Below are 19,319 nucleotides of genomic sequence, written 5' to 3'. Positions count from 1 at the left end.
ACGCTGAGTTACGCGCTGGCGACCGACGTCAGCAACGGCAGCCTGACGCTCAACACCGACGGCAGCTTCACCTACACCCCGGCGGCCGACTATCACGGCACCGACAGTTTTACCTACACGGTGACCGATGCGGATAGTGGTGAGAGCGCGACCCAGACGGTCGCCATCACCATCAACCCGGTCAACGACACTGTTATTAGTGAGCCAGTAGTAACGCCCGAACCTGAACCAGAGCCGGAGCCAGAACCTGAACCTGAACCTGAACCTGAACCTGAACCGGAGTCAGAAACGGAGCCAGAACCTGAGCCGGAGCCAGAGATTGGACAGACCGAGGAAACTGCACCAGCTGTCGAGGAACAGTTGGCACCGATTGATGATGAACTACTCGTGCAAGCACTGGCTACGGAGTCTGCTGCGCCCGAGGTTTACCAATACGAGACCCAGATCTCTAAACCTGTTCCTCCTAAATCAATTGATCTGCTGAATCTGGATCTGGCGCCTTTCGAACCTGATAAAAATGAGATTGATGATCTGATCTCGATAATGGAAAACCCGTCCTTTTCTGATGGGCTCAGTGAAATGAAGCGAGACCTTGATGATGCGGTCGCGGCAACAGCCAGTCAGGAGAGGATAAGAGCGGAGGTTTTACTGGGTGCAACTGCGGGGCTTTCTGTAGGTGTTATCAGCTGGGTGCTCAGGACCGGATCATTAATTGCCGGGTTTATGTCTGTCGCGCCACTGTGGCGACAGATTGACCCTATTCCTGTTCTTGGACGGGACGATCGGGAAAAGCCGGAGAAGGATGCCCAAGATGTTGAGAGCGAGGTCGAACAGATTTTTTCAGAGGAGGACTCCAGCCGGTAGGGCGGGTAATTATTTATGAAACGATTCTTCAAGTCCCCTTTGATCCGAATCAGCTTCAGCCTGACGCTGCTGACAGTTTCAATACTCCTCGTCGCCGATGTGCTTGGTTTGATTCCTGATACCAGGCATGCCCAGATTGAATCCAGGAAACTGGTGGCTGAATCGCTAGCCATTCAGGTATCGAACGAAATCTCCAATGGGCGTGTAAAAACCATTGATCAGATTCTGCAATCGGTGGTTGATCGGAATGACATCGTCAGTTCAATCGCTGTTCGTAAAAACAATAGCGAGTTGCTCGCCGAGTTTGGTGATCATGAGCAACACTGGAGCCTGAAAACCGGCGATAAATCAACGACCACACAGGTTCTGGTGCCTCTGTTTAAAGGACAGCTGCGCTGGGGCAATGTTGAAATTGTTTTTGCTGACTTGCATGGCGCCGGCGGCCTGCTTTCTCTGAAAAATTCTTACCTAGGTATTGTTCTGTTTGTTTCACTGGGCGGGTTTCTGGTTTACCTGCTGTTTTTGAAGCGGGCATTGCGCGAACTGAACCCCGATGCGGTCATACCCGAGCGGGTAAGCAGGGCTTTGGATACCTTGTCTGAGGGGCTCCTGATCCTGGATGACAGGGGATTTATTGTATTTGCGAATTCAACATTTTCAGAAAAAATCCGTCTGAATCCCAACGAGTTGCTGGGCAAGGCCGTTGCGGATTTCCAGTGGGAGGGGCATGGCCCGGAGAGTGAGGAATTTGAGCGGCCCTGGGTGACGGTACTGGCTGGTGAGGTTTTACCGGGCAGTGTCACCATGAAGCTGAAAAACGGCCTTGATGAAGTGTTTATCTTTACCGTCAACGCCTCGCCAATTAGTGCCACCGAAGGGAAGGTTCGAGGGGTATTGATTACCTTCGATGACATCACCGAAGTGGAAGCGAAGAATGAGGCACTGAATCGTGCATTAAAGGAGCTGGAAAACAGTCAAAGCGAGATATCACGGCAGAATCAGGAGCTCCAGTGGCTCGCTTCCCGTGACCCACTGACCGGTGCACTGAATCGGCGTTCTTTAACTCACCATATGGGCCTCCTGTTCGACGAGGCCCGTCGGGAGGGTAGTGAGTTCAGCTGCATCATGGTCGATATCGATCACTTCAAACTGGTCAATGACCGGTATGGACATCCGGTTGGTGATGAGGTGATCAAATTGCTCACCCACATCCTGACAGAGTGTTCGCGTTCCGGCGATCTGATCGGAAGATTTGGTGGTGAGGAGTTTGTCGTCGTTCTTCCAGAAACGGGCATCAAAGCGGCTGTTCAAATTGCCGAGCAAATGCGCTCTGCCGTCGAAGCTTGGGATACCTCCGAGATTCATAGTGAATTGCAAATCACCTCAAGTTTTGGGGTTGCCGCGCTGTCGAACGGTGCTTCAAGTGCTACGGACTTATTGGCGCAAGCTGATAAAGCACTGTATGTCGCAAAGGGGAATGGGCGAAACCGTGTGATTTGTTGGTCCTGGGCTAAGGTTGTAGGTAGCGCGAACTCAGCGACCTTGCCTCCGCACGAGGACTTGTTGATTGATAGCGGAACTGCTTTGGAACTCACGGCAAAAGCGGGCGCAGGAGAAGGTGGCACCAGCCCGAGTGCTCATTCCAGTATTGCCTTACTTCAGGATCGTATTGATCAAGGTATCAACCGGGCCCGGCGGGATGGAAGCCAGATTGCTGTGCTGTTAATGCATGTTGATACGTTGGAGCGTGTAAAGGACTCGTTGGGTTTTGCGGCAACAGACAAATTAGCCGACCAGGTTCTTATCCGCTTGAAGCAGACGTTAAGATCCACCGATACCGTCTCCCTTTATTCACAGGGAGAGCTGTTTTTTACTGTTTCCCGGCTGGGTGGTAATGAAATCGCGCTTGTGTTGACTGATCTGCAAAGGCCTGAAATCGTTACCAGTGTATTAAAACGTATATTTTTGGAGTTTGAACAGCCGATTACGGTTGAAAGTAATGAGATCTATTTGAACATGGACGTGGGCATAAGCCTGTTCCCTCAAGATGGTGATGGTGCGGAATCATTGCTCAGAAACGCCAGTGGTGCCATGCGTTCAAGCAGGAAGGCCCATGGCAGCAACAACTTCCGGTTCTACGCAGAAGAGATCAATCAGCTCGCCACGAAGCAAATTCAGTTGGAAGCCGACCTACATCGGGCCTTGAAGCAGGACGAGTTAACCGTCTACTACCAACCCAAGATTGACCTGATAACCGGAAAGATCAGAAGCATGGAAGCCTTGGTGCGGTGGCACCATCCTTTAAAGGGGCTCATTCCGCCTGACGAGTTTATTCCCGCAGCCGAGCAGGCTGGGTTGATCAAGATGTTGGACCGCTGGGTTATCCGTGCTGTATGCCGGCAAATCCGCTTCTGGCAAAAAGCCGGTTTCGGCACAATGCCTGTTGCCGTCAATATATCTCCCTCTGAACTCAGGAGCCCGGATCTGGCGGAACAAATCCTTGCCATCCTGGAGGAGTTTGTCTTACCAGTCAGAGCGCTTGAATTAGAGATAACAGAAACAGCCTTCATGCATAGCATGGATGATGTAGAGGTCGTGCTGAAAAAACTCAGTTCTGCCGGAATGAAAATTTCTTTGGATGATTTTGGCATCGGATATTCATCGCTCAATTACCTTAAACGGTTTCCAATCAGCATGGTAAAAATTGATCGCTCGTTTATTGCGGACATTCTTCACGATGCAAATGATGCGGCGATAGTGAGTGCAATTATTGCCATGGGCCATAGCCTGGATATTCGAGTGGTGGCAGAAGGCGTGGAAACGGAAGAGCAACTGCGCTTCTTGCAGGATCTCCATTGCGATGAAGTTCAAGGCTATTTGTTGAGCAGACCGGTGCCAAAAGAGGCCATGGATGCATTGATGGCTCAGTCTTCAAGTATTCGCCGGCTGGTGGTTGATAACGACGCCCGTCACCGGAACTTGGCGGATGGGCATACCGCAGCTTCTGGCATGATAGGTGTTCTGAATAACCATTCAGAGAAAAGCGTAAGTTAATCTGGCTCGGAGCCCGCACTGGATCCACCCAATGGCTGGCATTGGGTGGGCTCCTGAGCAATGTCAGTCGCGCTTACTCGCAACCCTCCAGCTGTAGATCCCCGTACCATGCCATTGCCGATTCCCCCGTATTGTCCGAGTCTGACATGATGGCGATGCCTACCAGAGGTGGCGGTGCCTCGCCGAATGCTTGCCGGTAATCCGCCACAATATCCTGCTCCACCGTGACCCATTCTCCCACCTGATCTGCACCGGAGTTCACCGCCACCATCATGGTCTGGTCTGTGTAGGGATTGGGCACAACTTCATCCACCGGTAATCGGTTAGCCCAGATGTAATTCAGGGCATTGCCGGGCAGGGTCTCTCCGAAAAGAACTTCCACGGCCGAGCGCTTGGCCCGTTCAAAAAATCCCGCTTTGTCTTCCTCGAACTCAAACGCGACATAGATCCTGGCGGGGTAATCGTCACCGGATTTGGCCTTGGCATTGCCACCCTCAAACACGTTGGACACCTTCCAGCGCCAGCGAAGGATCAGTGAATCGCCGGGTTGAATATCCAGCCGGGTAATCAGGCCCGAAGCGCTGCCGCTGGTTGTCGCCTGAACCACCCGGTTTCCGTCCTCCAGCACCAGTTGATACTCGGAAAGCCGGTCAATCTTCGGGAACTCTAGCGCTTCCCAGCCGGAACTGTCTGACAGAGAGTCCAGACCGGAAAACGGCGGAATCGGATTTTCACAGGCCCACAGGGGGCTGGCGATGCCAAGCGCGACGATCAGGCTGGCCGTTGTCCAATGACGTGTTCGGTTCGATGTTCCCAAAGCGATCTCCTTTTGAATACCCATGGTACACAGGAGACTTGCCAACTCGGAAAAAATTACACCTGCGAGCCACTTATCGCCACGCCCCTGATGCGGTTGTTACACCGTCCGCGGGGTCAGTTCGATGCTGGTCACGTCCGTTCGTTTCTTCGCCTGTGACCGGCTGGGAGAATCCACCAGCAATGTCGGCTCGTGGGTGTGCCAACCCTGGACGTAGTCCACGTTCAGCTCAATCAGGCGAGCCATGATGCTCGCGTTTTCCACGTACTCTGCGACCACTTCCAATCCCATAGCGTGGGCCACTTCGGTCATGGCACGAACCATCTGGTAGTCGACTTCGTCCGTGGCCATCTCGCGAATAAAACAGCCATCAATCTTCAGGCAATGGACAGGCAGGTTTTTCAGGTGGCCATAGGAAGCGAAACCACTGCCAAAATCATCCAGGGCAAACCTGCAGCCAATGGCCCGCAATGTGGTAATCAGGTTCTGGGTCTCGTTGACACTGGCCACGGCGGCGCTTTCGGTGATCTCGAAGCAGATCTTATGGGCCGGTATCCCGTAGCGATTGAAGGCCTCAATAATAAACGGTCCCAGGTCCGCCGAACCGACGGACTGAGCGCTCAGGTTAATGTTCGCCTGTGTCAGCTGCTGCAGATGCTTTGGGTGTTCCGACAACCATCTGAGATACGTCTGGATAACCCAGCGGTCCAGCTCCAGGATCATGTTGTACCGTTCAGCCGCAGGCAGGAAGGCGCCCGGCAAAATCAGGCGGCCATCTTTCTGCATTCTGACAAGCACCTCGTAGCGCACGCCCTCCTGACTGCCCCGAATGGGCGATACCTTCTGGTGGAACAGGATCAGGTTGTTGTTACGGATCGCTTCGCGAATGACCGTGACCGTCTCCATCTCGGTCTGGCGCTGGGCGATGTCGCCGCGGTTTTCGTCATGCACCACCACCTGATTGCGTCCGCCGTCTTTGGCGGCGTAGCAGGCGGTGTCCGCGAGGCTGACCAGCTCGGCCAGGGTACCGGTTTCTTCATTGATGGATACCACGCCAATGCTGATGCCGACGCTGAACACCTTGCCCTGCCAGGTAAATCGATAGTCGCCCACGTCCCGACGAAGCCGTTGGGCAAGAGTGGTGGCGTTTTCTACGGCGGTTTTTTCCAGCAGAAGCGCGAACTCATCCCCCCCCAGTCGGGCCAGGGAGTCGGTGGCGCGGACGTATTTCCGGAACAGTGCAGAGATCTGTTTGAGCAGCTGGTCGCCGGCGCCATGGCCGCAGGTATCGTTGACGATCTTGAACTGATCCAGATCCATCATCAGCAGGGCGTGGCTTCGCCGGGTTGTCTTGGCGCTCTCGATGGCGCTTTCCAGACGCTTCTCGAAACCCAGGCGATTGACCAGACCGGTCAGGGGGTCGTGGTTGGCGAGGTAGTTGAGCTGTCGCTCGCTGGATTTCTTCTCGGTGATGTCCACCAGTGAGCCTTCAAACACCGGCCGATTGGTATCCGGGTCTTTCACCACGCGCCCGTGGATCGACACCCAGAAGAGTTCGCCGTTTAGACGCCTTGCCTCACACTCGAATCCCTGCAATTTGCCCTCACGGTTTACCAGATCCAAACCTTCTTCCCACTTTTTACGGCGGGCTGGAATAAGCTTCAGGTTATTGGCACCCCGGTGCAGAAGGTCTTCAGGACTTTCCGCGCCAAAGATGCGGGCCAGTGCCGGGTTCGCCGACAGGAACCGACCCACACGATCGACGCAGAACCGGCCTTCCAGGGACTCGTCATGGATAACCCGATAACGTTCCAGGTGGGCAATCGCTTCTTTCTGGGCCTCTTCCCGTGCGGTTTTTTCCCGGTTAATCCGGTCGGCCAGTGCAAAGGAGAGCAGGGCAACCACTGAGATGGCGCCAAAGTGAATGGAGTACTCGGTCAGCCAGTTTCGGGGCAAGACGCCAGTCTTACCAAGGATGAACACCATGGTGAAGAGGGTAAACAGGGTGAATGCTGTCACGAAGTAGCGGGCATCTTTCAGGCCCTTTTTGAGCCAGAAGTAGAGACTGGCGGCATAGGTGGACAGGGGCACGAGTACCAGTACCGCAATCGCCAGGTGAATAGCCACCTGGTAGGGCAGCACGAAGCCCGAGGCGGCGGTCAGAAGACACAGCGCGCTGTACAGATAGAACAGTTTGCCAAGCGCCGGAGCCCGTTCCTGCAGTCGGAGGAACCGATGAGTGAACAGGGCCAGGGCGGCCAGGGCAGAGCCTCCGGACACTACCAGACTGATGTGGTTCCACCCGGGAGAGTCGGGCCAGAGGTAGCTGTAGGCGACACCGGTCAGAATGGCTTCAATAAAGCTGTAGCCGATCAGGCAAATGGCGTAGAAAAGGTAGGCGTGCTCACGAATGGAGACCCACAGAAACAGGTTATAGAGCGCCATGATGGCAATCATTCCGATCAGGCCGCCGAAAAACAGGGCTTCGCTGTATTTGTTCGTAGCCAGCGCATCGGGATGCCAGAGCGAAATGGGCGCCTGCATGGAGGACGTGCTCCGGATTTTCATCACTACGACATAGTCTTGCCCGGGGGCCATGGAGATCGGGAACACGAAGTTGGGAAACAGAATGGGACGCTCGTTGAAGCCCCATTGGTCACCGGCCTGCATGGTCTTTACAAGCTTGCCGGTGTCGGCGTTGTACATAGACAGCTGGACATCGTCGAGCAGCGCATAGTCGATGTCCAGGTACAGGTCCCGGGTGGTTTTGGAATTATTTGCCAGCTGGAATCGAACCCAGACGGAATCCTTGATGAAACCAAGGTTGAGGTGTTCGCTGGAGTGGTTTTGCCAGCCCCGGTTCATGTCGCGAACCTGATCGGGGGTGAGCATCCGATGGTCGTCGGTCTGGTAGATCAGGTACGGCGCCAGAGACAGCCCTCTATCCTCTGGCAGGTGGCTGACCAGCAAGGCGTCCCCGAACGCCGGGCTCGTCGGGAGTGCCAGGGCGATCAGCGCCAGCAGCATTGCACATGGGCGGGCGATCCGAAAGCCCCGGAAAAAACAGGCGCGCAAATACATCAGCGGCATCCTTTCTTTATCGTTATTAGTCCATCGTTGTCGAGTATAAGTCTGTATTTACTACATAAATACGAAACAGTGCTCATTGGCGCCAGGCCAGTTGGCTTTCTGAGGGCGTGTGATCGGGTTGACGCTCTTTGGTCTTCAGACGTGAGTCCGCAAAGCCGGGGGTAGCCTTTCCGCTCAAGCCTCGGTTGCAGTCGGTTGTGGCAGCAGTTTGGATGGGAAGTTTTGCACCAGAAGCCAGTCCTGAAGCTCTGCCAGGGGGAGCGGTTTACTCAGCCAGTAACCCTGCAGGCGGTCGCAGTTCAGCTCTCTCAGCAACTGTGCTGCGTCCTCGTTTTCCACACCTTCTGCAATCACCGCATAGCCAAGGCCGTGGACCATGTTGACGGCGGTCTCCACGATCACGCGGGAGCTGTCGCTTTCAAGGATGTCGATGATCAGGGAGCGATCCAGTTTTATTTCGGAAGCTGGCAATTGTTTCAGGTACGACAGCGACGAGTAACCGCTGCCGAAATCATCGATTGATATTTGTAAGCCAGCTTCGGCCAGTGCCTGCAGGGCCTTGAATCCGGTTTCCGGGTCTTCCATCGCGGCGGTTTCCGTCAGTTCCAGCGTGAGCTGGTTCGGGCGGATGCCGTGTTGGCTCAACGCTGCCTGAATGGATTGCACCAGTCCCTTATCCGTCAGGTCCCGGGCGGAAATATTGATGGACAGCTCCAGGTCGGGGTAGTCCCCCGCCAGCGCAGCCAGATCCTTTAGCCCACGCTCCACGGCCCAGCGGGTCAGCTGGGTGATTACTCCGGTTTCTTCTGCCAGCGGAATGAAGTCGGATGGGAAGACCCAGCCCCTTTCCGGGTGGTGCCAGCGCACGAGCGCTTCCAGTCCCACCACGCGGCCGGTTCTCAGGCACATCTTGGGCTGGTAATGCAGGCAGGTCTGATCCCGCTGAAGGGCTTCCTTCAGGTCAGACATCAGAGTCAGCCGGCTTTCGCTGTAGATATCGTGCTGGGGGGAATACACGCCGGTAGCCATTACCCCTCTTGGCGCATTCTCCATGCCAATGTGGGCATTGCGAATCAGCAGGGCGGCAGAATCGCCGTGGTAAGGGTAGTGGGCTGCGCCGAATGTTGGGTCCAGCTCAATCGCCAGGTGATCAATGGTTACCGGTTCTGACAGCAGTTGGATGGCCTTGTTCATGCCGGCAAACTGATCGGTGACCGCCGTCGCATCAATCAACAGCCCCAGGCAGTCGCCGGATAGCTGGTAAACGCATTCGGTGCGGCCCTGATCGTCTTTCCGGCAGCGGACCATGGGCAGTTCCCTGGCCAGTTCCGTCATCTGCTGGGCAAGCATTTTCATTAACCGCTCACTCCGGGCCAGCCCGAGGGTGCGGTGGATCTCTTCCATGCGGGTAATACGGACAATGCCGACTATGTACTCGTCGTCCGGGTTCTGGCTGATGACCTGATTGGCCATTCGCTCGAAACGGTTTCGGTTTGGCAGCCCGGTGACCGGATCGTGGGTCATAGCCTCGGTCAGTCTTTGCTGGGCGAGGTTGCGGGCCTTCTCCTTGCGCAGACTGTTTTCCTGGGCTTCATAGCGATCTTTTCGCTCCAGATACAGGCGATCGGCCAGGGCGAGGGTCAGGATAAAGGCCTCCAGTCCGGAGCCAATCTGCATGGCGTGTTCGGTCAGGAAGTTTACCGGCAGAAAGCCCATGGCCCGTCCCGCAGTGGCCAGTACGCCGAGGGTCAGGGGTGTCCAGGCGAGGGTGAAGAACTTGCCAGCGCGGACACCCTCGGCCCATGAGACAGGGCCAGCAACAAACAGCAAGCCGAAAAAGATGATGGCAACGATGCTGAAATTGAGGATTGCCCAGTTGTATCCGGCAAACAGCGCCGTAACAAAATTCAGTGTTTCAACGAAGATCAACAGGCGAATGGCAAAATCCAGGCGCGGGCTGTGTTCCTTTGTCTTCAGGAATTCCCGACAAAACAGGAGGGAAAACAGTCCGAGGACTGGCATGGACAGTAACAGCATTCGGGCGTGTAAGGCCGGGAAATCCGGGTAAAGCACCTGGAAACTGAACCCTTTTATTGAGGCAAAGAACAGCAGATACCCGCTGATCGCGAGGGCGTAGTACAGGTAGAGCTTCTCTCTGAGGGTCAGGAACACCGCCAGGTTGATAAGAATGATGACCGAGAGACAGCCGTAGTAGAAAAAGTGCAGCTTTTGCTCCGCGGAGGCGGAACCGAAGAATTCGTGCTCGTGCCAGAGGTCCAGTGGAACGACCAGCGAGCCTTCGGTCTGCACACGTACATACAGGGTTTTGGATTCGTCCGGGCTGAGAGTGAACCGCAACAGCATGTTCGGGTGATCGATTTCCCGGGGATGGAACGGGCGCCGATCACCCGTGCGCACTTCCCGGATCGGATCGCCATTTGAGATCACATGGAAAATGACATCGTCCAACTGGGAGTAGCCGAGTTCGGCCACCAGGTTGAGCGTCTGTGCTGTTTGGTTTTGAACAGAGAATCGGAGCCAGTAGGCTGACTGGGTGATCCCAAAGGTGGCGCTGCCCTCTGGTACATGCCGCCACTGGCTGTCGTCCAGGGCCATGACCTCTTCGAGCGTTGCCTCGCCGTTCGGGTTTTCCCAGACGTCGAAATACGGTTCGATTTGGCCGCTTGACGAGACGATCACGGCTTCGGCGTCGGCCAGCGCTGGTTGGCAGATCAGCGCGCCGAGAAGCAGGAAAACAAAACGAAGTGCCGAAGACTTTGTCACGATCATATAGCCGGTTTCGACGTCAAAACGATTCGGGACAGACACGGGGAAAGCGTGGGTTTCTGTCCGGTCTGACGAGGATCACCTTGTCCCATGGATACTTGTTGTTGTGACTTGTGTTTTCTTCATGCTAACGCCGGGATGGTTGGTCCGGAATCGGCTTTATGTATAAAAATGTGTCTCGGTGCCCGCCAGGGCCCGGCATGTGGTACTTTTCGGCAATTCGACCGTGCCGACGAGGAGCGATTGTGGGACAGAACTGGATCAATCAGGCGATTGCCGCCATCGAAGCGGATTTTCGCCGCTCCTCCGATACCCATCTGCTGAAGCTGGATTTGCCGGCGTGCGGGGATATCACCCTGTACCTCAAGGACGAATCCACCCATCCGACCGGCAGCCTCAAGCACCGCCTGGCCCGATCGCTCTTCCTCTACGGCCTGTGCAATGGCCAGATTCACGAGGGCACGCCGATCATCGAGGCGTCGTCCGGCAGTACCGCCATTTCCGAGGCCTATTTCGCCAAGCTGCTCGGCCTGCCGTTTATTGCCGTGATTCCCAGGGGGACCTCGCAGGAAAAAATCGACAAGATCGCTTTTTACGGCGGCAAGTGCCACCTGGTGGAGGCCTGCGACATCTATTCCGAGGCGGCCCGGCTGGCGCAGGAGTTGAAGGGCCACTACATGGACCAGTTCACCTTTGCCGAGCGGGCGACGGACTGGCGTGGGAACAACAACATTGCCGAGTCGATTTTCCAGCAGATGAGTGCCGAACCGCACCCGGTGCCGGACTGGATTGTGGTCAGCGCCGGCACCGGTGGAACGTCGGCCACCATTGGTCGGTACATTCGTTACCAGTGCCACCCAACCCGGCTGTGTGTGGCAGACCCGGACAATTCTGTGTTTTTCGATTACTATCAGAGCGGTGACTCGAACCTGACGACTCAACGGCGTTCCATGATCGAGGGCATTGGTCGACCCCGCGTCGAGCCATCCTTCGTGTCATCGGTCATCGACCGCATGAGCAAAGTACCCGATTCAGCCGCGTTCGCGACCATCCATGAGCTGGAGAAGATGCTGGGCCGCCGGTGCGGTGGTTCCACCGGCACCAACGTGTATGCGGCGTTCCAGATTATTTCCGAGATGGTTGCCCGGAATGAGTCCGGCAGCGTGGTATCGATGATCTGCGATGGCGGCGAACGCTACCTGGATACCTACTACAACGAGCACTGGCTTGCGAACAACGGCTTCGATACCAGGCCCTACCAAAAACAGTTGGAACGCTTTTTTGAAACCGGCGTTCTGACATCCTAACTCTGAAATTTACACGCTAAACCGGGAACCAATCCGTGAAAAATTATCTGTCTGTCAGTCTGGTCGCTGCACTTTTCCTGCTCACCGGGTGTTCGCCTGAAGTCGGCAGCACCGCCTGGTGTGAAGATATGGATGAAACACCCAAGGGTGAGTGGACGGCCAACGACGCAAAAGAGTATGCCAAGAACTGCCTGTTCCGTTCCGAGGACTGATCGGGGGTCAGTTGTCCTCGTCTTTTTCCTGGGCGTCCAGTTCCGCTTTACGCTGGCGGATTTTCTCCAGTTTGTCTGGTGGAATCCGCATGTTGGCCGAGTCGCGCAAGAACATCAGGCTGCCGATGATCATGGCGGCGGCGAGGATAACAATAATCCACCCAATGGCTGGCATGGCACGAGCTCCGGAGTGAGGATGACGCTATCAGTTTGAACCACATGGGGCTGTTCCCTCAAGCCATTAACCGTCTTCAGGGAGCACGGCGATGACAGAAGACTCCATGAGCCCGGAAGAGTGGGCGGCGGTGCTGGAAGCCATTCCCGATGTGCGCGATGGCCTGACCCGTACCGAACGCCTGATTCTGTACCTCATTCACCAAACCCAGAAAGAGCTGGGCGGGCGCAATGTGCCCACCGCCATGCTCTACGGCCGCGTATTGGAATATGTGAACCTCAGCGAGGCGGAGCTGCATCTCTATCTGGACCGCCTGGGTGTCAAGGGGAACGGCGTGACGCCACGCTGATACCCGGCAAATGCAGGTTTCCCAGAACAGCCTGCTTGTTCTGGCGGCACGCCAACTATACTCCCTTCAGAATGCGGTTTACTGAACCCTGAAGGGAGACCCCTGTGAATCAGATACTGGTCGGAAAAGGCGAACAGCCCGTGTGGCTGTCGGGCCGTTACGGAAACCGCCATGGCTTGATTGCGGGTGCCACGGGTACGGGCAAGACCGTGACCATGATGGTACTGGCGGAAGGCTTTTCCCGTATGGGGGTGCCCGTGTTTCTTGCCGACGTAAAGGGTGATGTGGCCGGCCTCTCACAACCCGGGGCAGCCAGTGAAAAGCTTCAGGCCAGGGCTGCCGAACTTGGAGTGGAGGGCTATGCCTCCGAAGCCAATCCGGTGGTGTTCTGGGATCTGTATGGTCAGCAGGGGCATCCGGTGCGCACCACCATCAGCGAGATGGGGCCGGCCCTGATATCCAGATTGCTGGAACTGAATGACACCCAGACCGGTGTGATGGAAGTGACCTTCCGGGTGGCGGACGATCAGGGTCTGTTGCTGCTGGATCTGGAAGACCTCCGGGCCATGCTCGGCCTGGTGTCGGAGCTGCGCAAGGAGATTTCGGAGCAATACGGTCTGGTCAGCCCCCAGTCCATTGCCGCCATTCAGCGTGACCTGCTGACCCTGGAGCGGGAGGGTGGTGACCTCCTGTTCGGCGAGCCGGCGTTGGTATTGAACGACCTGATGGGGACCGATCTCAGTGGGCGCGGGGTGATCAATATCTTCGCGGCGGATCAGCTGATTCTCAAGCCCCGGCTGTATTCCTGTTTCCTGCTCTGGCTGCTGTCCGAGTTATTTGAAAACCTCCCCGAAGTGGGCGATCCGGACAAGCCCCGCATGGTGTTGTTCTTTGATGAGGCACACCTGCTGTTTGATGACGCCCCGCCGGTGCTCCTCAAGCGTATCGAGCAGGTGGTCCGGCTGATCCGCTCCAAAGGTGTGGGCATCTATTTCTGTTCCCAGTTCCCGGACGACCTGCCGGGGGAAGTACTGGGCCAGCTTGGAAACCGGATTCAGCATGCACTGCGGGCCTATACGCCCCGGGACCAGAAGGCTGTAAAGACGGCAGCGGAAACCTTTCCGGACAACCCGGCACTGGATGTGGCATCCGTTATCTCGGAGCTGGCAGTGGGGGAGGCGCTTGTGTCCACCTTGCAGGACAAGGGGGTTCCCATGCCGGTCGAGCGAACCCGGATTGCGCCGCCACGCTGCCGGATGGGGCCGGTGACGGCGGACGAGCGGGCTGCGAGCATGAGCCGAAGTCCGGTCGGAACCAAGTACGACACGCCCATCAACCGGGAATCGGCCCATGAAATTCTGGCCGCACGCGCCGAGGCCGCAGTGAAGGCGGCGGAAGAGGCCAAAGCATCCGTTTCTGAAAAGAAAAAACCGGACAGTAATCCGCTCAGCGAGGTGTTGTGGGGCACAGGGCGTCGGCAGGGCGTGGTGGAAGCCATGGCGAAATCGGCAGCCCGATCGGTGGGCAGCCAACTGGGACGTCAGATTCTGCGGGGGTTACTTGGCGGGTTGCTGGGCGGCGGGCGTCGTTAAACGAACGAACTGGAGGGTGGAAAACCACCGGGACAGCCAGTGCCTGAGCACTGCCCGGCTATGCAATCCATCCGGCCTCAGAAGGTGAAGGCACCGCCAACCGAGAAGTAATCGATATCGGCATTGTCCAGGTCGTAACGTTCCCATTCCGCCCGGACCTGCAGTGAAAACAAGGTAAAGCGGGCGCCGATGCCGTACAGCGGGTCGGTGCCATCGTCGTCGCCCAGGCCGCCGCTGAACTCGCTATCCCAGAGCGCAGCGCCCACCTTGCCGAATATACCGACCGGGCCCAATTTGATGCCGGCCAGTCCAGCGCCAGTCCAGGCAGTCACGTCCAGATCGGCATTGACCGGGCCTGCGCTGCCCCCGAAGGAGCCGAAATCCACGTAGGCACCCTCAACGGCCAGATCCACCAGTGGAATCAAACCGAAGTTATACCCACCGAAAATCTTGTAGCCGGTATCGTCGTCGTCGAAATCAATGGAGCCAAAATCCGGGTCCGATTCATTCAGTTCCAGGTTTGCCTGGCCCACCGACGCACCCACGTAGAAGCCGCTGTCGCTACCCGCAAACGCGGTGCCGGACACGGCCGCCAAAGATACAGCAAGAGCTAAGGGGAGGGGGTTCTTCATGGTCTTAGCCTCCTGTGCTAAGCGGTTTTGACGGTTAAAAACTAGGCGATGGTTCCCGTTTTGTCGAATAGAACGGGAAAATATCTGAAAAGCTTTGTTTGCAGGGTTTTCAACGGTTTTTGTGGTGTTTTTAAGGCATCTTTTGAGGACCCCTGGCCGGGACCGATTCCCGGTGATCGTTTCTGTCCGGTTGAGCTGGCAGTGTCTATGCTGTGTTAACCGCTGGTTATTTTTTGTCCGATAACGGTTGAGGAAGGGCACTATGTTTGTGGCAGAGACATCAACAGGGCATCTCATCGAGGTGCTGGACGCCCAGAGTCTGTTTGACCCGCACAAGTCCCAGATCCAGGGCAGTCTCCATTACGGTGAAGAGGCACAGGACCCTGAAATGTATGATAAATCCGATCTAAGTTTTCCGTCTGGTGAGGCCTTGCCCCGGTGCTGGACGGATCCCGACTACCGGCGAAAACCCTGATCCATTCCGAAGGTTTCTTCGGAAATCCCGAATGAGCGACGAAATGATCAAAATGTGATCAAGGTTGAAATCACACCAACAGCCCGTTATCATTTTATTAATTGAACGTTCAATTAACGAAAAGCGAAGTAGCGACGGCGACGTTGAAATGCCAAAGACTGGAGTCAAAGACACCCGCAGACAGCAGTTGATCGATGCCACCATGGCGTCCATCGCTGAACTGGGTATGCAGAACACCACGATTGTCAGCATCAGCAAACGGGCTGGCATGTCGTCGGGCATTATCAGCCACTATTTCGGTGGCAAGCAGGGGCTGATTGAGGCGGCATTGCGCTACATGCTCAATCAGCTGGGTGGGGAATTGAGGGAGCGAATGGCCAGGGCGGATGGATCCCCACAGCAGCGGCTGAACTGCATTATCGAAGCGAACTTTTCGGAATTTCAGCGCTCGTCCCTGGCGGCCAAAACCTGGTTGAGCTTCTGGGCCCGGTCCATGCATGAACCCGGCCTGAAGCGCCTCCAGCAGATCAACAATGCCCGGCTGTACAGCAACCTGCGCTATTCACTGGCGCAGGTGCTTGAGCCGGAACGGGCAACCGCAGTCGCGCGTCAGACCGCAGCCATGATTGACGGCTTCTGGCTTCGCAGCGCCCTGAGCCTGGACCCCGAAGAAAGCTTCGAGGCGGGCGAACTACTGTGCAAGCGTTTCGTGAAAGACGCGCTGGACCAATACACGAACTTGTAAACGCGAGGACACTCGTTATGTCTGAATCACTCCCTCGTTACCAGAACTTTGTCCACGGTCGTTTCCTGGCCAACACCAGCGGTGAAACCTTTCCCGTGGTGAACCCGGGTACCGGCGAAGTCATTTATGAAGTGGAAGTGGCGGACGAGTCCGTCCAGCAAGCGGCCATCGAAAGTGCCAAGCAGGGCTTTGCCGAGTGGTCTGCCATGCCGGCGATCGAGCGTGGCCGGATTCTGAATAGGGCCGTCGCGTTACTGCGCGAGCGTAACGATGAGTTGGCGGCGGTGGAAGTCCGGGATAACGGAAAGCCCTTGCAGGAAGCCGAGGCCGTCGATGTCGCCACTGGGGCGGACGTGATCGAGTATTTCGCCGGTCTGGCGCCATCGGTTGAGGGTATCCAGCAGGACCTGGGTGGTGATTTTTACTACACCCGTCGGGAGCCGCTGGGCGTGTGTGCTGGCATCGGTGCCTGGAACTACCCGATCCAGATTGCCTGCTGGAAGTCCGGCCCGGCACTGGCTGCTGGTAACGCACTGATTTTCAAGCCTTCGGAAGAAACCCCCATGGGCGCCATCAAGCTGGCGGAAATTTATGTCGAAGCGGGTGTGCCCGCAGGCGTATTCAACGTGGTGCACGGCGCGGCCGAGGTCGGCCAGTGGCTGACCCACCATCCGGACATCGAGAAAGTGTCCTTCACCGGTGAAGTCGCTACCGGCAAGAAGGTCATGGCCGCTGCGGCCTCCACCCTCAAGGATGTCACTATGGAATTGGGCGGTAAGTCGCCGCTGATTATCTTTGATGATGCGGATCTGGAAAACGCGGTGTCCGCTGCCATGGTGGGTAATTTCTACACCCAGGGAGAGATCTGTACCAACGGCACCCGCGTATTTGTTCAGGAAGGCATCTATCAACGTTTCATGGACCGGCTGCTGGAACGTACGCGCAACAACATCAAGCCGGGGGATCCAATGGATCCGGCCACCAACTACGGGGCCCTCATCTCTGCTAAGCACCGGGATTTGGTGCTGGACTACATCGCCAAAGGAAAGGCCGAGGGCGCGACCCTGGCAGAAGGCGGCCATACCCTGGCTCCGGCATCGGCCGAAGGGGGCTATTTTGTGGCGCCGACCATCTTCACCAACTGCACCGACGAGATGACCATCGTCAAAGAGGAAATCTTTGGCCCGGTGATGTCCGTGCTCACCTTCTCCGACGAAGACGAAGTGATTGCCCGCGCCAATGATACCGAGACGGGTCTGGCTGCTGGTGTCTTCACCAACGATATTCGTCGTGCCCATCGGGTGATTCATCAGATTGATGCCGGTATCTGCTGGATCAACAGCTACGGCGCATCCCCGGCAGAAATGCCGGTCGGTGGCTACAAGCTGTCAGGCGTTGGTCGAGAGAACGGCCGAGTCACCCTGGATCATTACACCCAGATCAAATCCGTGTATGTCGGCATGGAGGATCTGGACGCCCCGTTCTAAACGGGCGATCCAACCGGGAGGTCTGGTATGAAAGAAAACCAATACGATTACATTGTGGTAGGGGCGGGCTCGGCCGGCTGTGTGCTGGCCAACCGCCTGACCGAGGACGGCAAGAAGTCGGTGCTGCTGCTGGAAACCGGCGGCAGCGATAAGAGCATCTTTATCCAGATGCCAACAGCGCTGTCCATTCCTATGAATACCAAGAAGTACGCCTGGCAGTTCGAAACCGAGCCGGAGCCCTATCTGGACAACCGCCGTATGCACTGTCCGCGGGGCAAGGTGTTGGGTGGTTCCTCGTCCATCAACGGCATGGTGTATGTGCGCGGACACGCCCGGGATTTCGATGAATGGCAGCAGGAAGGCGCCGAAGGCTGGGATTACCGCCACGTTCTGCCGTACTTCAAAAAGGCCGAGACCTGGGCCTTCGGTGGCGACGACTACCGGGGCGGCAAGGGCCCGCTGGGCGTGAATAACGGCAACAACATGCAAAACCCGCTGTACAAGGCGTTTATCGAGGCGGGTAAGGATGCCGGTTACTTCGAGACCGAGGACTACAACGGTGCCCAGCAGGAGGGCTTCGGCCCCATGCACATGACTGTGATGCATGGTCGCCGCTGGTCTACCGCCAATGCGTATCTGCGCCCGGCCATGAAGCGCCCGAACCTGACGGTGGTAACCCATGCGCTGGCGCACCAGGTGTTGCTCGACGGAAAAACCGCCACCGGCGTCCGCTACGAAGTGGGTGGCCAGGTACACGAAGCCCACGCCAACGACGAGGTGATTCTGTCCGCCGGTTCCATCGGCTCACCGCACCTGCTGCAACTGTCGGGTATCGGCAGTCGCGAGGTCCTGGAAAAGGCCGGTATTGAAGTGAAGCACGAACTGCCAGGTGTGGGCGAAAACCTGCAGGACCACCTGGAGTTCTACTTCCAGTTCCGCTGCAAACAGCCGGTCTCCCTGAACCGAAAGCTGGACCCCTGGAGCAAGCTCAAGATCGGCGTGCGCTGGATTCTGAAGAAGGACGGCCTGGGTGCCACCAACCACTTTGAGTCCTGTGGATTCATTCGCTCCAAGGCGGGTGTGGAATGGCCTGACCTGCAATACCACTTCCTGCCGGCGGCCATGCGCTACGACGGTCGGGAAGCGTTCAAGGGTGATGGTTTCCAGCTGCATATCGGGCACAACAAGCCCAAGAGTCGTGGCTTTGTGCACGTGAAATCAGCGGATCCGAAAGACCATCCCCGCATCCTCTTTAATTACCTGCAGCACGAGGACGACCGGGAAGGCTTCCGCGACTGTGTTCGCCTGACCCGGGAAATCATCAACCAGCCGGCGATGGACGAGTACCGGGGAGCGGAGATCCAGCCAGGCGAGGACATCACTACCGACGAGCAGATCGACAAGTTCGTTCGCCAGGCGGTGGAAAGCGCTTATCACCCATCCTGCTCCTGCAAGATGGGGACCGATGACATGGCCGTAGTAGACCCGGAAACCCGGGTCCGCGGCATCCAGAATCTTCGGGTGGTGGATTCGTCCATCTTCCCGACGATACCGAATGGCAACCTTAACTCGCCGACCATTATGGTGGCCGAGCGGGCAGCCGACCTGATTCGCGGTATGGAGCCGCTGAAACCTTCCGATGCGCCCGTCGTCATGGACGACCAGTGGCAGGCACGTCAACGATCGGGCGAGGCCAAACGAGCAGCTAATTAATGGATGCTTGAGGTCTTCCC

15 protein-coding genes are annotated in these 19,319 nt (G+C 56.8%); 10 read left to right on the top strand and 5 right to left on the bottom strand.

Going from position 1 to position 19,319, the window contains the following annotated elements:
* Together K8I84_RS12135 and K8I84_RS12130 are read left to right on the top strand one after the other, a co-directional pair.
* Positions 1 to 864, top strand: an 864-nt coding sequence (locus tag K8I84_RS12135) for a cadherin-like domain-containing protein (RefSeq protein WP_223795037.1), incomplete at its 5' end; no start/stop codon positions are given.
* A gap of 15 nt (positions 865 to 879) precedes the next feature.
* A complete protein-coding gene (locus K8I84_RS12130) occupies positions 880 to 3,918 on the top strand; it encodes an EAL domain-containing protein (RefSeq protein WP_223795036.1) in 3,039 nt (1,012 codons plus the stop codon).
* Positions 3,919 to 3,991: 73 nt separating this feature from the next.
* Here K8I84_RS12130 and K8I84_RS12125 read toward each other — a convergent pair whose 3' ends face one another.
* The 3 genes from K8I84_RS12125 to K8I84_RS12115 all read right to left on the bottom strand — a co-directional run bounded on the left by K8I84_RS12125 (position 3,992) and on the right by K8I84_RS12115 (position 10,615).
* Positions 3,992 to 4,663 carry a DUF3047 domain-containing protein gene (locus tag K8I84_RS12125; protein WP_411722679.1) on the bottom strand — a complete coding sequence of 224 codons (672 nt, stop codon included), beginning with the start codon at positions 4,661 to 4,663 and terminating at the stop codon, positions 3,992 to 3,994.
* A 171-nt stretch (positions 4,664 to 4,834) separates the two neighbouring features.
* A complete protein-coding gene (locus K8I84_RS12120) occupies positions 4,835 to 7,816 on the bottom strand; it encodes an EAL domain-containing protein (RefSeq protein ID WP_223795035.1) in 2,982 nt (993 codons plus the stop codon).
* A gap of 183 nt (positions 7,817 to 7,999) precedes the next feature.
* A complete protein-coding gene (locus tag K8I84_RS12115) occupies positions 8,000 to 10,615 on the bottom strand; it encodes an EAL domain-containing protein (RefSeq protein ID WP_411722678.1) in 2,616 nt (871 codons plus the stop codon).
* Between the two features lie 242 nt (positions 10,616 to 10,857).
* Between K8I84_RS12115 and K8I84_RS12110 the strand changes: the two genes are divergently transcribed.
* Both K8I84_RS12110 and K8I84_RS12105 read left to right on the top strand, forming a co-directional pair.
* Positions 10,858 to 11,919, top strand: coding sequence for a PLP-dependent cysteine synthase family protein (locus tag K8I84_RS12110; protein ID WP_317848215.1), 1,062 nt, complete (start codon positions 10,858 to 10,860; stop codon positions 11,917 to 11,919).
* A gap of 35 nt (positions 11,920 to 11,954) precedes the next feature.
* The gene (locus K8I84_RS12105) at positions 11,955 to 12,131 is read left to right on the top strand and encodes a DUF3012 domain-containing protein (protein WP_223795033.1); all 177 of its coding nucleotides are present in this window, start codon (positions 11,955 to 11,957) and stop codon (positions 12,129 to 12,131) included.
* Positions 12,132 to 12,138: 7 nt separating this feature from the next.
* Here the strand turns inward: K8I84_RS12105 and K8I84_RS12100 are convergent, their stop codons facing one another.
* Positions 12,139 to 12,306, bottom strand: a complete 168-nt coding sequence (locus K8I84_RS12100) for a DUF2897 family protein (protein WP_223795032.1) — start codon at positions 12,304 to 12,306, stop codon at positions 12,139 to 12,141.
* 91 nt (positions 12,307 to 12,397) lie between these two features.
* On the opposite strand from K8I84_RS12100, the gene K8I84_RS12095 reads away from it, so the two are divergent.
* Together K8I84_RS12095 and K8I84_RS12090 are read left to right on the top strand one after the other, a co-directional pair.
* Positions 12,398 to 12,655 (top strand): hypothetical protein, encoded by a 258-nt coding sequence (locus tag K8I84_RS12095; RefSeq protein ID WP_223795031.1) that lies wholly within the window; start codon positions 12,398 to 12,400, stop codon positions 12,653 to 12,655.
* Positions 12,656 to 12,759: 104 nt separating this feature from the next.
* Positions 12,760 to 14,247 carry a helicase HerA-like domain-containing protein gene (locus tag K8I84_RS12090; RefSeq protein WP_223795030.1) on the top strand — a complete coding sequence of 496 codons (1,488 nt, stop codon included), beginning with the start codon at positions 12,760 to 12,762 and terminating at the stop codon, positions 14,245 to 14,247.
* 77 nt (positions 14,248 to 14,324) lie between these two features.
* On the opposite strand, the gene K8I84_RS12085 is transcribed toward K8I84_RS12090, so the two are convergent.
* Complete coding sequence (locus tag K8I84_RS12085) at positions 14,325 to 14,879, bottom strand: outer membrane beta-barrel protein (protein WP_223795029.1); 555 nt, start codon at positions 14,877 to 14,879, stop codon at positions 14,325 to 14,327.
* Positions 14,880 to 15,141: 262 nt separating this feature from the next.
* On the opposite strand from K8I84_RS12085, the gene K8I84_RS12080 reads away from it, so the two are divergent.
* From K8I84_RS12080 to betA, 4 genes are all read left to right on the top strand, one after another.
* Positions 15,142 to 15,354, top strand: coding sequence for an acetyltransferase (locus K8I84_RS12080; RefSeq protein ID WP_223795028.1), 213 nt, complete (start codon positions 15,142 to 15,144; stop codon positions 15,352 to 15,354).
* 148 nt (positions 15,355 to 15,502) lie between these two features.
* Entirely contained in the window at positions 15,503 to 16,099 is a 597-nt protein-coding gene (gene betI / locus K8I84_RS12075; RefSeq protein WP_223795027.1) for a transcriptional regulator BetI, read from the top strand.
* Between the two features lie 17 nt (positions 16,100 to 16,116).
* Complete coding sequence (gene betB / locus K8I84_RS12070; RefSeq protein ID WP_223795026.1) at positions 16,117 to 17,586, top strand: betaine-aldehyde dehydrogenase; 1,470 nt, start codon at positions 16,117 to 16,119, stop codon at positions 17,584 to 17,586.
* A gap of 27 nt (positions 17,587 to 17,613) precedes the next feature.
* A complete protein-coding gene (gene betA / locus K8I84_RS12065) occupies positions 17,614 to 19,299 on the top strand; it encodes a choline dehydrogenase (protein WP_223795025.1) in 1,686 nt (561 codons plus the stop codon).
* Positions 19,300 to 19,319 lie beyond the last annotated feature (20 nt).

Source organism: Marinobacter sp. F4216 (genome assembly GCF_019931195.1).
Lineage (GTDB): Bacteria > Pseudomonadota > Gammaproteobacteria > Pseudomonadales > Oleiphilaceae > Marinobacter > Marinobacter suaedae.
The sequence above is the reverse complement of the archived record's forward strand: the minus strand, read 5'-3'. Positions and strand labels throughout refer to the sequence as shown.

Bases quoted from the DNA above. Each gene is read 5' to 3' on its own strand.
- K8I84_RS12130 (WP_223795036.1), top strand. From the start codon at position 880: ATGAAACGATTCTTCAAGTCCCCTTTGATCCGAATCAGCTTCAGCCTG.
- K8I84_RS12120 (WP_223795035.1), bottom strand. From the start codon at position 7,816: ATGTATTTGCGCGCCTGTTTTTTCCGGGGCTTTCGGATCGCCCGCCCA.
- K8I84_RS12115 (WP_411722678.1), bottom strand. From the start codon at position 10,615: ATGATCGTGACAAAGTCTTCGGCACTTCGTTTTGTTTTCCTGCTTCTC.
- K8I84_RS12100 (WP_223795032.1), bottom strand. From the start codon at position 12,306: ATGCCAGCCATTGGGTGGATTATTGTTATCCTCGCCGCCGCCATGATC.
- K8I84_RS12095 (WP_223795031.1), top strand. From the start codon at position 12,398: ATGACAGAAGACTCCATGAGCCCGGAAGAGTGGGCGGCGGTGCTGGAA.
- K8I84_RS12085 (WP_223795029.1), bottom strand. From the start codon at position 14,879: ATGAAGAACCCCCTCCCCTTAGCTCTTGCTGTATCTTTGGCGGCCGTG.
- K8I84_RS12080 (WP_223795028.1), top strand. From the start codon at position 15,142: ATGTTTGTGGCAGAGACATCAACAGGGCATCTCATCGAGGTGCTGGAC.
- betI (WP_223795027.1), top strand. From the start codon at position 15,503: ATGCCAAAGACTGGAGTCAAAGACACCCGCAGACAGCAGTTGATCGAT.
- betB (WP_223795026.1), top strand. From the start codon at position 16,117: ATGTCTGAATCACTCCCTCGTTACCAGAACTTTGTCCACGGTCGTTTC.
- betA (WP_223795025.1), top strand. From the start codon at position 17,614: ATGAAAGAAAACCAATACGATTACATTGTGGTAGGGGCGGGCTCGGCC.